Here is a 13,037-nt window from a genome sequence, read left to right on the forward strand (position 1 = left end):
CAATTCAAATAATTGGCACTGACATTCATCGACACACTATTGAGTTCTCAAAGAACACACGCACACACCATCGCACAGACAAAATCCGCTTGATCAGTGAGGCAACTTATACAGCTTAACTCAGCCGTTCCCCCAGAACCAAATCCGGGGTCTCGATCGAGCCAGTGTGAGCGTCAGGCGCTCCTCGTACTACCTCGTTTCCCTGGCCTTCACTCAGCGTTTCCGCTCAGCTACTCGGCTCGGGTCGGTGTCCGTGTCGCTCTGACTCGAATAAAGTTACGTGTCTGCGTGCATCATGTCAAATCTGCTGGTCAGGAAGCATTTTCAGCGTTAACGCGTCATTCGGCCGCGCCGACTCGCTTCACTTCGCCGCCCAGAGCCTGCAGTTGCTCGACGAAATTCGGGTAACCGCGGTCGATGTGGAAGACGTCGTGCACCTCGGTGGTTCCGTCGGCAACCAGACCGGCGAGTACCAAACCGGCGCCGGCCCGAATGTCCGACGACCACACCGGCGCACTCGACAACCGCGGAATACCGCGCACCACCGCGTGATGACCATCGGTCCGCGCGTCGGCGCCGAGCCGGATCATCTCCTCCACAAAGCGGAAACGCGCCTCGAAGACGTTCTCGGTGATCATCGACGTGCCGTCGGCGATCGCGGCGAGCCCGATCGCCATCGGCTGTAGATCGGTGGGGAATCCGGGAAACGGCAGCGTGGAGAAGTTCACCGCGCGCGGCCGCTCGGCCTGCACGACGCGGAAACCGTCCTGCTCGAAGGAGATGCGCGCGCCCGCCGAACGCAGTTTGTCCAGTACCAGGGACAGATGCTTGGGATTGACCCCGGTCACCCGGACGTCGCCCATCGTCATCGCCGCGGCGATTCCCCAGGTGGCCGCGACGATGCGGTCGCCGATCACCCGGTGCGTCGTCGGCGAGAGCCGCTTGACGCCCTGCACCGTCAGTACCGACGTGCCCGCACCGGTGACCCGGGCGCCCATCTGCACCAGCATGTTGCACAGGTCGACGATGTCGGGTTCGCGCGCGGCGTTGTCGATCACCGTCTCGCCCTCGGCGAGCACGGCCGCCATCAAGATGTTCTCGGTCGCACCCACGGACGGGAAGTCGAGCCGAATCTTGGCGCCCTGCAGCTCGTCAGCCCGCGCGACCACGCAACCGTGCTCGATCTCGCTGGTCGCACCGAGCAACCGCAGGCCGGCCTGATGCATATCGAGTGGGCGGGAACCGATCGCGTCACCGCCGGGGAGCGCGACGACGGCACGCTTGCAGCGCGCCATCAGCGGACCGAGTACACAGACCGACGCGCGGAACTGCGTTACCGCAGGAAAGTCCGCGTGGTACTTCGGTTCTGCCGGGGTGTTGATGGTGACCACCCCGGCGTCGATCGCGACGTCGCAGCCGAGGCCGCGCAGCACGTCACCCATCAGCGGCACGTCGAGAATGTCCGGGCAGTTCGTGATCGTGGTGGTGCCCTCGGCCAGCAAGGCAGCGGCCATCAGCTTGAGGACGCTGTTCTTGGCGCCCCCCACCGCGACTTCACCGACGAGTCGATTCCCGCCGGTAACCAAAAACCGTTCCATGCCGCCTCTCCGCGTATTCGGCGCACTGTTGGGTGCAAGGATAGTTGCGGCACTGTTCCGCCACTCCGGGTATTCAGCGCACTAGGGGTGCCACGGTAGTTCGGTTACGGGCCGACGGTCGGGTGCGGGGCTGAATTCACCCACCCCCGTCGGCTTCGCCTCCTACCGCCCCCCGAGTTCTGGGTGTACCCGGGGTGTTACCCATGAACTCGAGGACGTGCGTCCTTGTGTCTCGAGCATTATCAGGTGCTCGACCTGGTTCCGCCGGGCTTCCACAGGATATCGCCGCCCGGATTGGCCACGCGGCTCAGGATGAAGAGGAGGTCCGACAGCCGATTCAAGTATTTGGCAGGCAAAACGTTCGTGTCGTCCGGGTGTGTCTCCACCGCGGCCCAGGCGGAACGTTCCGCGCGGCGAGCGACGGTGCGCGCCGTGTGCAGCAGCGCCCCGAGCGGGGTGCCGCCCGGCAGAATGAACGAATTCAGTGCTGGCAGTTCAGCATTGAACTCGTCGCACCAACCCTCGAGCCGATCGATGTAGAGCTGAGTGATGCGCAGCGGCGGGTACTTCGGCGCAGCGACAACGGGGGTAGACAGATCCGCCCCCGCATCGAACAGATCGTTCTGTATCTGGAGCAGCACCTCGCGCAACTGCTCCCCGGGCTGCCCGAGCGCGAGCGCCACCCCGATTGCGGCGTTCGTCTCATCGCAGTCGGCATACGCGACCAGCCGCGGATCGGTCTTCGCGACCCGCGAAAAATCACTGAGACCAGTGGTCCCGTCATCGCCGGTACGCGTGTAGATCCGCGTCAGATGCACACTCACACGACCAACCCTAACCGCTGCTCACACAACAACTGATTCCTCAGCGCATCCGGCGGGTGCGGTCTGACGGACGAGACTCCACCCAGGAGAGAAAAGCAGTCCGCGATGCTCGATCCAGGGCCAGCTCGTAGCTGCCGTCCCGATCGGTCACCGCGATCACCGCGATGTCGTCGCTCATGATGTCGTATTCGTCGCCGACGGGTCCGCGGCGGTCGCCGATCTCGATGCCCTGGCGATGAATTGTGCAGTCCGGTCCGAGTTTCAGGCTGGTCAGCTTGAAAAAGACCATTCGGTCCTCGTCGTAGCGGATCAGTCCGTGCCGCCAACCCTGTCCACCGCGCGCGGGCAGTACTCGCAGCAGTGCGGCGGTTCCGCCGCGCCGCAACATGATCAGGCGATAGGTCGAGGCGAGGGCCAGGAACACGAGCGTGAGCACCAGAATGATCAGGAGAACCATCCCGGTCTGCAATGCAGTTCGTCCCTTCGCTCTGTCGCCACCCCGCGGTCATTCAACCACGGCTCCCAGTTTACAAACGGCCCACCCGTGTACTGGAACAACTGTCGTGCTCGAGAGCGCCCGCACGAACGAATGCTCGAGGCCGCATATCCCTGCAACGGGATGACGGCCGCCACGTTCGCTGCGCCCCCGAAAACAGCTCCCGCCCAGCACTTCCAGGACCCCCGATTGTCCACGAAAGCTCGAGCCTGTGAGACGGCACCGGCGGGGGTTACACTCGCTGTCGCGAGGGGGCTGAGGGCGAACGGACCTGCCCGGGAGTGCGTTTACCGGGCCCGCAGCAGCGGCCAGCTCCAGATAGAACGGCTGGGGGGGGAACGCTGTGGAACTGCGCGAGGTCGAGACATTTCTGGTACTGGCCGAGAAATTGCACTTCGGGAAGGCCGCGGAACGGCTGGGCGTGACCAGGGGGCGGGTCAGCCAGTTGATCCGCGATCTCGAGCGCGAGGTCGGCGGTGCGCTGTTCGAGCGGACCAGCCGGCGGGTGACGATCACCCCGCTCGGCGAGCAGTTCAGGGAGCGGGTCAAGCGCGCACACGGGGAGCTGCTGGGCGCCCTACACGACGCGCAGCGATCCGCCCGGCATCTCCGAGGGCGGCTGCACGTCGGCTACCTGCCTACCATCGGCGGCTCGTTCGCTGCCCAGGTCGTCGCAGCGTTCGAGGCCGCGCACCCCAGGTGCACGGTGGTGCTGAACGCCGTTGACAGCAACGACACAGATCGGGTACTGCGGAACACCACCACGGAAATGGTCCTGCGGAACGCCACGGGGGAAAACGACATCGTGCTGGCCTGGTCACCCGGCGGCGATGGAACGGCGCTGGCGACGCCGGGGCTGACCGTGGGTCCGGTGCTGGACCGCGTACCTCGCGCAATACTCGTCCCGGCCGGCCACCCGCTGGCGTGCCGGGCGTCGGTGTGCCTGGACGACCTGGTGGACTATGTCCTGATCCGGCCGTATGAAGGAATGACACCGCTGATCTGCGACCTCTGGACACCCCGCGTCACCCCCTCCGGCCGAGCCCTGCAGTACACCACCGACGACATGGCCACCCTGACCGGCCGCACCGATATCCGCACCGATGACCTGCTGGTCCTCGTGTCCCGCGGCACTGGCCTGCTATGCACGATCAGCACGCTGCTGGACCGGATCCCATTCCCCGGACTCGAGTTGGTCACCATCGAGGACATGCCGCCTATGGCTACCGTCCTCCTCTGGCGCACCGCCGCCGAGGACGCCATGATCCGCGCCTTTGCTCAGGTCGCGTGCTCGACTCAGATCAGCCAGGTGAGATAACCAGGCGGTCAGCGTGCCGACGTGAGGAAGCGGGCAACCGCTCCCCCACATCGGCGGTCACCAACTGATGGGGAAAAGGTCGTACCCGCGGATCACCAGCCCTGGCTTCAACGGCAGTTGTTCCTCGGGCACGGCAAGCTTGATTTCCGGCATACGCCGCAGGATCGCCCCGAGCGCGATCTGCAGTTCCATCCTGGCGAGCGGTGCGCCGACACAAAGGTGCGGGCCGTGCCCGAACGCCATGTGCCGGTTCGGGCCGACGCTGCGGCGCAGGTCCAGCTCGTCGGCCCGATCGAATACCGTCTCGTCCCGATTCGCGGAGACCGGACACGGGTACACGACATCGCCCTTCGGAATCAGCACCCCGCCGAGCTCGACATCTTCCATCGCCACCGAGGGCAGGACTCCCGCATCGGTCAGCGGAACGTACCGGAGCAGTTCCTCGACAGCCTGCGGAACCGCATCGAGATTCCGGCTCAGCCACGCCAGCTGATCGGGATAACGCAGCAGCGCACAGACCGAAGAGACGATCTGGCATTTGGTGGTCTCATACCCGGCGGCGAAGATCACGCTGATGTGGTCCACGATTTCCTCGTCGGTGAAGCTGTCGTCCCCGACTGTCGCCTGGGTAAGTGCGCTGACCAGGTCATCACCCGGCTCGGCGCGCCGGGCAACGGTCAGCGCCTCGAGGCGCGACCGCAGCGACTGCCAAGCAATGAACACCTGTTCACCTGGGACGGTGCCCTCCTTCATGAGGGTGGCCACATGCCCGCCGAGCGCATCCCACTCGTCATACGACACACCCAAAAGCAGGCAAACCGCATTGGCAGGCAGGATCGCCGCGAAGTCGGCGACGAGGTCGGCGGGCCGACCCTTTGCCATCATCCGGTCGAGCAAATCGTCGACGATCTCGGTAAGCCTGGGCCGCATTGCCTCGATGCGCCGATTCGTGAACGCCTGGGCGATCAACCTCCTGGTACGCAAATGCTGCGGCGCATCCATCGAGGGCAGACCACTCAGGCTCCCGTCATCCGGGATCTCCGCTTCGATATAACGCGGCACGTCGCCCCGCATCGCCTGGCGGCTGAACCGGGGATCGCCGAGTGCCGACTTGGTTTCGCTCATCCGGGTGAGCAGCCAGGCCTGGCCGCCATAGGGCAACTCCACCCGCGCCACCGGGGACTCCCGGCGCAGCCGGGCATACTCCGGCTCCAGTTCGCCGGGCTGCGACCCGAAAGGAAAGCGCGGGCAGACCGTATTGTTTTCTTTTTCCAGCATTTCTTGACCGTTCCGAGAGAGCAATGAGCAGTGTTACCAATTGATCGGGAAATGATCGAACCCGCGGATGGCCAGCGCAGATTTCAGACGCAGCTCCTCCTCGGGCACGGCCAGGCTGATATCGGGCATACGACGAAAAATCGCACCCAACGCGACCTGCAGTTCCAAACGCGCGATCGGTGCACCGATGCAGTAGCGCGAGCCGTGTCCGAACGCAACATGCTGGTTCAATTCGGAGCCACGGCGCAAATCCAGTTCGTCCGCCCGCTCGAACACCGCCTCATCGTGATTCGCGGACACCGGCGACGGGATCACGACCTCCCCCTTTCGGATCGTCACCCCGCCGAGTTCGAGATCTTCGGTCGCGACCTGCGGCATGGCCGCATCGGTGAGCGGGGCATATCGAAGTAGTTCCTCCACGGCATTCGGCATGGCGTCCGGGTTCTCTTGCAGCCATTTCAGCTTGTCGGGGTGTTTCAGCAGCGCGCAGACCGAGTTGACGATCTGGCACGATGTGGTTTCGTAGCCGGCGATGAAAATGGTGACCGCATGCATCTTCACTTCTTCATCGGTGAACGCGTCATCGCCGTTGGTGGCCTGGAGCAGCGCGCTGATCAGGTCGTCGCCCGGCTCGCGCCGGCGGGCCGCGATCAGCGAAGCGAAGTACGAGATCATCGAGAACATGGCGCTGGTGGCCGCGTTACCGCCGGTATTCGCATCCTGCATGACAAGTGTGCGGATGTACCCGCCCAGCTTGTCCCAGTCTTCGTAGGGCACGCCCAACAGCAGGCAGATCACCCGGCTGGGCAGGAGCGAGGCGAAGTCGGCGGCCAAATCACCCGTCGGTCCCTTGACCATCATTCGGTCCAGCAGGTCATCGACGATCTCGGTCACTTCACGCCGCATACCCTCGGCGGGACACTTTCGGAATGCCTGGACGATCAGCCGCCGGGCGCGCGTATGCGCCGCCGGCTCCATCATGGCCAGGTCGCCCAGGTCGACAAGCTGCTGTTTGGTCAGCCGGGGCCGGTCGCCCTGCATGGCCTTTCGGCTGAGCCGAGTGTCGTTGAGCATGGCCTTCGTTTCGGTCATTCGGGTGAGCAGCCACGCCTGGCCGCCATAGGGCAGCTCGACCCTCGACACCGGTGCTTCCCGTCGTAGCTGCGCGAATTCCGGCTCCAGCTCGACCGGTCGCCTCGGCCCGAACGGAAAGCGCGGGCAGGCACTTTTCTCGCCGTTGTTTTCGATCATTTCTTGCTCTCCCTAGAGAGATAATTGAATCAGGTGAATATCAGAGGAACTGATCGTCCAGGATCTCAGCGGTTTCGGTCGCGTACTCTCCCATCATCGTGAAGTGATCACCCGGCGCTTCGGCCGGAATGTGGGGCAGCTCCCAATTAGGCCGCCACTGCGCATCATTACTCACTTCAGGAACTGCGGAACGGGCGTTGACATAAACCGTCGAGGCCTTGATCCTCTCCGGTTTCCAGTCACTGAAAATGCTGAAATACCCGCCCATGACCACCAGGCTTCGATCGGTGATCGGTACGAGCTCACCGTCCCGGCCGACGAAGTTCTCCATTATCGATTTGCCGATACCGACCATGGGCCCGGTTCCCGGCCGGTAGACGTCCAGCAAGAACAGACGCTCGAGCTCCGAGCCCTGTTCCTCCAACCGCTCGGCAACAGCGTGGGCGACAAACCCGCCGGAGGAATACCCGAGCAGTGCAAACGGCCGATCCCCGAAGCGCTCCCTGATCGCCGTCGCGAGCAGCTCGGTCAGCACGTCGGCAGAGGCGGGCAGATCCGTTCCGGTAAGGAAGCCCGGATACTCCAGGGCAACCACGTCCCGCCGACCTCGGAACCGCGCCGCGAACCGCGCGTACTCGTGCGGGCCGGACATCGCCGCGAACGCCGGAAAGCAGATCAGCCGGGTCGGCGCCTCGCCCCGAGCGAGGAACACCGACCCCGGCCGGACGCTGTCATCGGCGCGTTCGATCTTCGGTGCGCCCTCGCTGATCCGGATCATGAGGTCCAGGGCGTCGCCGTGCCGGTCTTCGCGACACAACCGTTTGAAGATCGATTTGATGCCGAATCGGTCGATCTTGTCGACCTCATGGCGTGCGGCAGCCGGTTCCGAAACCGGATCGGTCCCGGTGAGCGCGTCGGCGAGCATCCCGTGCAACCGTTCGACGAGATCCGTCGCCGTGGGATGATCGAAGACGAGCGTGGCCGGCAGCGCGAGGCCGGTGGTGTGCTGCAAGCGATTGCGCAGCTCGATCGCGGTCAGCGAGTCGAATCCGAGCTCGAGAAAAGTCTTGTCGCCCGGGATGGCGGCCGCGTCTGTATGCCCGAGCACGGCCGCGATATGCCCGCAGACCGCCTCGCCGACCAGTTGTTTCCGGCCCGGCTCCGGCAGGCCCGCGAACCGTGCGGGCAGTAGGTCGCCGATATCGACCCGGTGCGCGCTGCGTCGCCGGGGCACCGATACCAGCTCCGACTGCAGCGGCGGCAACGCTCCGGCAGCGGCCTGCTCGCGCAGCACCGCGACGTCGAACCGCACCGGCACCAGGCATGGCTGCCGCCCGGCCACGGCCACGTCGAACAGCGCCACTGCCTCGTCGGTGGCCAGCGCTTTCCCGCCGCTCCGGTGCACCCGCTCGTGATCGTCCCGATCGAGGTGGGCGGTCATTCCCGACTCCTTCGCCCAGAGGCCCCACGCCAGCGACACGCCGGGCAGCCCATGGCCGCGGCGCAATGCCGCGAGGCCATCAAGGAACGCATTGGCCGCGGCGTAGCTGCCCTGTCCGGCGTTCCCGAGGGTGCCCGCGGCCGAGGAGAACAGCACGAACGCCGACACCGACGGCAGCTCGGCGGTCAGCTCGTGCAGGTTCCAGGCCGCCGCGACCTTGGGCGCGAAAACCGTATCGAGCCGCTCGCGGGTCAGCGATTCGAGGACCCCGTCGTCGAGCACACCGGCCGCGTGGATCACCGCTGTGAGCGGATATTCGGCGGGGAGGCCGGCCAGCAGCCGGGTAATGGCGTCTCGATCGGCGACGTCACAGGCCACTGCCTCGACGTGCGCCCCCGCGCTGCACAGTTCCGCCAGCACGTCGGCCGCACCGGGGGCCTGCGAACCCCGTCGGCTGGCCAGGATCAGCCGGCGTGCCCCGCGCTCGACCAGGTGCCGCGCCACCGAGGCACCCAGCACGCCCGTCCCGCCGGTGATCAGCACCGTGCCGGCACCCGACCAGTCGTGCCCGTCACCCGCCGGGGTCGGACGCAGCCGGGGCACCGACAACGCACCGCCGCGCACGGCGACCTGCGGTTCGCCGATGTTCACCGCGTCCACGACAGCTCCGGCGGCGATTCCCGCCGCGTCGGCGTCGACAAGCAAGAATCGGCCCGGATGTTCCGACTGAGCGGACCGGACCAGCCCCCACACCGCCGCTCCCGCCAGATCGGTCACGCCGTCGGCGACCGCCCCCTGGGTCAGTACGACCAGCCGCGACGATTCCAGCGTCGGTCGGCCGAGCCAGTCCTGCAGGACGCCCAGGACGCCTGATACCACGTCCCCGACCTCTGCCGCGTCCCGGTTCATGCCCGCCACGGGGAGGATGACCGTCTCCGGTACGCGACGGTCCACGTCGGCGATATCGCTCAGGCGATGCTCGCTTGCGGCTGCCACGCCGCGTGCGCCAAGGCCCTCCAGCACAGGATCGGCAGCTGCTCCCAGGGCGTCCAGCACCGCCCAGGTGCCGCGGTTCTGCGTGGCTGGGATGGCCGAGTCGATCCAGTTCAGCGCGTAAAGGTTCCGCCTTCGGCCGGCCCGGGGTTCGCGGAGCTGGTCGGCGTCCACCGGCCGGAGGGTCAGCGCGTCGACGCTCAGCACCGGTGCCCCCGCCGGGTCGACGGCCAGCAGGCTGATCGCGCCGTCATTCCCGGGGCGTAGCCGGACCCGCAGACGTGACGCGCCGGAGGCGTGCAGCGTCACGCCCGCCCAGGCGAACGGCATACGACCGGCGGGCTCCGCCGTGCCCGCCGCGTCGTCGGACGCCAATCCCACGGCGTGCAGCACGGCATCGAACAACGCCGGGTGCAGCTCGAAGCCGGTGCTCCGCTCTTCCGGAATCGCCACCTCGGCATACACTTCCGCGCCGGAGCGCCACGCGGCGGTCAGCCCGCGGAACAACGGCCCATACGCGAAGCCGGCATCCGCCATTCGTTCGTACAGGCCGTCGACCTCCACCGGGACCGCGCCGGTCGGGGGCCATGCCGCGAACGTATCCTGGTCCGCAGCGGCCGGCCGGGACATCAGGACGCCGCCCGCATGATGCGTCCATTCCATTTCGGCGTCGCCGATATTCTCGCCGTGCGGGCGCGTGTAAATGTCTATGCCGCGGCCCGTGCCCTCGTCTCGGCCGACAAGGATCTGCATGTCAAGCTCGTCGCCGGCGAGCACGAGCGGCGTATGCAGAACGAGCTCGGCCAGGTGAGCGCAACCGACGTGGTCGCCGGCTCGGATCGCCAGCTCGACAAATCCCGTGCCGGGGAACACCACGGCGCCGAGCACCCGGTGATCGGCGAGCCACGGCTGCGACTGCACGGAAATTCGGCCGGTCAGCATCACCTGATCGCCGTCTGCGACACCGACGGCCGCGGCCAACAGCGGATGCCCGATAGCGGCGAGTCCCAGCCTGGTCGCGTCGCCGAGACCGGGGATGTGCGATACCCAGTATCGCTCGCGCTGGAAGGCGTAGGTAGGGAGCGAGACCCGCCGGCCATTACTGCCCAGCTCGGTGAGGATGGCGGTCCAGTCGACGCTCGTGCCCGCGACGAACAGCTCGGCGGCAGCGGTGAGCAGGCGCTCGACGTCGTTCTCGGCGCGGCGTAGGACGCCCACCGCCACACCGGGCTCACCCGCGACGTCGAGCGTCTCCTGGATGCCCATCACCAGTACCGGATGGGGCGAGACCTCCATGAAATGGCGGTGCCCACCGCGGATCAGTGCGTCGACCGTGTCTCGGAACCGGACGGTCTGGCGCAGGTTCGTGAACCAGTAGCCGGCGTCCAGCGTGCTCGTGTCGATCGGCTCTGCGGTGACAGTTGAATAGAAGGGCACCCGCGCCGACTGCGGCTCGATCCCGGCCAGCCGATCGAGCAGCACGTCTCGAATCCCATCCACCTGGGCCGAATGCGAGGCGTAGTCCACCGGGATATCCCGGCACCGCGCGCCGTCGATCGCACCTGCGACTGCCTGCTGCAACGCATCTGGTGCGCCCGACAGCACCACTGCGCCGGGCCCGTTGACCGCGGCCACTGAGATCGAACCGTCGGCGAGCTGCTCGGCAAGCAGTTCCCTGACCTCGTGCTCGGGCAGCGCGACCGACATCATCGCGCCGCCGCCGACGAGGCCACGCAGGGCCTGGCTACGCAGCGCAACAACCTTCGCCGCGTCCGCCAAGCTCAATGCCCCCGCCACACACGCCGCAGCGATCTCTCCCTGCGAATGCCCCACCACCGCAACAGGATCCACACCCCACGACCCCCACACCGCCGCCAACGACACCATCACCGCAAACAACACCGGCTGAACCACATCCACCCGATCCAACCCCGGCGCACCCTCGACACCGAGCAACACATCCTCGAGCGACCAATCCACATGCGGCGCAAGCGCTATCGCGCACTCACTGAACCGGGACCGGAAAACCTCCGAACCCCCCAACAACACACGCCCCATCCCCACCCACTGCGAACCCTGACCCGGAAAAACAAACACCACACCACGTCGGCCGGGCACCGTCGAGCCAGCGACCACACCCGGGAGCAAGTCGCCACGCGCAGCGGCGTCCAGTCCCGACACCAACTCGTCCCGCTTCGTACCGACCACTACCAGCCGGTCCTCGAACACCGACCGGGACGACACCAGGGAGCCGGCGATGTCCGACGCCGACTGCTCCGGATGCCGTTGCGCCCAGGCAGCCAACCGTCCGGCCTGCTCGCGCACCGCCGCTGGGCCGCGCCCCGACAGCACCCACGCCACTGGCCTGCCGGTCGCTGAATGGTCCGTCGTCGGTTCGGGAGCGTCCGTCGCCGGAGTCTCGGGCTCCGGAGCCTGCTCGAGAATCACATGCGCGTTCGTGCCGCTGATACCGAACGAGGAGACTGCCGCGCGCCGCGGGCGGCCGCTATCGGGCCACGGCACCGCCTCGCTGGGAAGCACCATCGAGCCGGCGGACCAGTCCACGTGCGGGGTCGGCTCGTCCACATGCAGCGTCGCAGGCACCACACTGTGTCGGAGCGCCTGCACCATCTTGATCACACCGGCCACCCCCGCTGCGGCCTGAGTGTGACCGATGTTCGACTTGACCGAACCCAGCCACAGCGGACGGTCCGCAGCGTGCGCCTTCCCATAGGTTGCCATCAGCGCCTGCGCCTCGATCGGATCGCCGAGCGTCGTGCCGGTGCCGTGCGCCTCCACGACGTCGACGTCCGCCGGGCCCAGACCCGCCGCAGCCAGCGCCTGGCGGATCACCCGCTGCTGCGACGGCCCGTTCGGCGCCGTCAAACCGTTCGACGCACCGTCCTGGTTCACCGCACTCGAACGGACGACGGCCAGGATCGGATGCCCCAGCCTGTGCGCGTCCGACAACCGCTCGACCAGCAGCACCCCGACCCCCTCGCTCCAGCCCGTCCCATCGGCGGCGGCGGCGAACGCCTTGCACCGGCCGTCGGCAGCCAAACCCTGCTGCTGGCTGAACCCCACGAATGTGCCGGGCGTCGCCATCACCGAGACGCCGCCGGCCAGCGCCATGGAGCACTCGCGCTGCCGCAGCGCCTGACCGGCCAGGTGCAGCCCAACCAAGGACGCGGAACAAGCCGTGTCCACCGTCAAAGCCGGTCCTTCCACTCCGAGCGTGTACGACACTCGGCCGGACATGATGCTGCTCGCACTGCCGGTCAGCACGTAAGCACCCGAATCCGGCAGCGACTGCTGGGCAAGGAAGCCGTAGTCCTGTCCGTTGCTGCCCATGAAGACGCCGATATCTGCGCCTCGCATCGACAGCGGATCAATGCCGGCGTGCTCGATGGCCTCCCAGCACGTCTCCAGCATCAATCGATGCTGCGGATCCATCGCCAACGCCTCACGGGGCGAAATCCCGAAGAAGCCCGGATCGAAATCACCTGCGTCGTAGAGGAACCCGCCCTCCCGCGTGATCGACGCCGCACCCTTTTCGGGGTCCGCGCCGAGCAGCGCAGCCAGATCCCAGCCCCGGTCGGTGGGAAACGGCGAGATCGCGTCCCGCCCGGCAAGCACCAGTTCCCACAACTCGTCGGGCGAGGTCACGCCGCCGGGGAACCGGCAGGCCATGCCGATCACGGCGATCGGCTCGGTCGCCCGTTCCGCCAGCTCGGTCGCCTGGCGCCGCGCATCCACCAGATTCGCGGTGGTGCGCTTGAGGTATTCACGCAAACGCTCTTCGTTCATTTCAGCTCCGTTCGGTGTGACCCACCGTGTT

General features: G+C 66.7%; 7 protein-coding genes. 1 reads left to right on the forward strand and 6 read right to left on the reverse strand.

Features of this window, described 5'->3' with window-relative positions; genetic code table 11:
• Positions 1–338: 338 nt before the first annotated feature.
• From murA to ABZ942_RS43600, 3 genes are all read right to left on the reverse strand, one after another.
• Positions 339–1,598 carry a UDP-N-acetylglucosamine 1-carboxyvinyltransferase gene (gene murA / locus ABZ942_RS43590; RefSeq protein ID WP_357392211.1) on the reverse strand — a complete coding sequence of 420 codons (1,260 nt, stop codon included), beginning with the start codon at positions 1,596–1,598 and terminating at the stop codon, positions 339–341.
• Positions 1,599–1,840: 242 nt separating this feature from the next.
• Complete coding sequence (locus ABZ942_RS43595) at positions 1,841–2,422, reverse strand: cob(I)yrinic acid a,c-diamide adenosyltransferase (RefSeq protein WP_357392213.1); 582 nt, start codon at positions 2,420–2,422, stop codon at positions 1,841–1,843.
• A gap of 40 nt (positions 2,423–2,462) precedes the next feature.
• Positions 2,463–2,879, reverse strand: a complete 417-nt coding sequence (locus ABZ942_RS43600; RefSeq protein ID WP_357392215.1) for a DUF2550 domain-containing protein — start codon at positions 2,877–2,879, stop codon at positions 2,463–2,465.
• 382 nt (positions 2,880–3,261) lie between these two features.
• Between ABZ942_RS43600 and ABZ942_RS43605 the strand changes: the two genes are divergently transcribed.
• Entirely contained in the window at positions 3,262–4,236 is a 975-nt protein-coding gene (locus ABZ942_RS43605) for a LysR family transcriptional regulator (protein ID WP_357392217.1), read from the forward strand.
• Between the two features lie 57 nt (positions 4,237–4,293).
• On the opposite strand, the gene ABZ942_RS43610 is transcribed toward ABZ942_RS43605, so the two are convergent.
• From ABZ942_RS43610 to ABZ942_RS43620, 3 genes are read right to left on the reverse strand one after another with little or no spacing between them, the layout of a single operon-like run.
• A complete protein-coding gene (locus ABZ942_RS43610; RefSeq protein ID WP_357392219.1) occupies positions 4,294–5,514 on the reverse strand; it encodes a cytochrome P450 in 1,221 nt (406 codons plus the stop codon).
• 33 nt (positions 5,515–5,547) lie between these two features.
• Complete coding sequence (locus ABZ942_RS43615) at positions 5,548–6,765, reverse strand: cytochrome P450 (RefSeq protein WP_357392220.1); 1,218 nt, start codon at positions 6,763–6,765, stop codon at positions 5,548–5,550.
• Between the two features lie 40 nt (positions 6,766–6,805).
• Positions 6,806–13,006, reverse strand: coding sequence for a type I polyketide synthase (locus ABZ942_RS43620; protein ID WP_357392222.1), 6,201 nt, complete (start codon positions 13,004–13,006; stop codon positions 6,806–6,808).
• Between the last annotated feature and the right edge of the window lie 31 nt (positions 13,007–13,037).

Source organism: Nocardia sp. NPDC046473, assembly GCF_040645995.1.
In the GTDB taxonomy this organism is placed as follows: domain Bacteria; phylum Actinomycetota; class Actinomycetes; order Mycobacteriales; family Mycobacteriaceae; genus Nocardia.

Excerpts from the sequence above, each read along its gene's own strand:
- murA (WP_357392211.1), bottom strand. The coding sequence starts at position 1,598 with ATGGAACGGTTTTTGGTTACCGGCGGGAATCGACTCGTCGGTGAAGTC.
- ABZ942_RS43600 (WP_357392215.1), bottom strand. The coding sequence starts at position 2,879 with ATGGTTCTCCTGATCATTCTGGTGCTCACGCTCGTGTTCCTGGCCCTC.
- ABZ942_RS43610 (WP_357392219.1), bottom strand. The coding sequence starts at position 5,514 with ATGCTGGAAAAAGAAAACAATACGGTCTGCCCGCGCTTTCCTTTCGGG.
- ABZ942_RS43615 (WP_357392220.1), bottom strand. The coding sequence starts at position 6,765 with ATGATCGAAAACAACGGCGAGAAAAGTGCCTGCCCGCGCTTTCCGTTC.
- ABZ942_RS43620 (WP_357392222.1), bottom strand. The coding sequence starts at position 13,006 with ATGAACGAAGAGCGTTTGCGTGAATACCTCAAGCGCACCACCGCGAAT.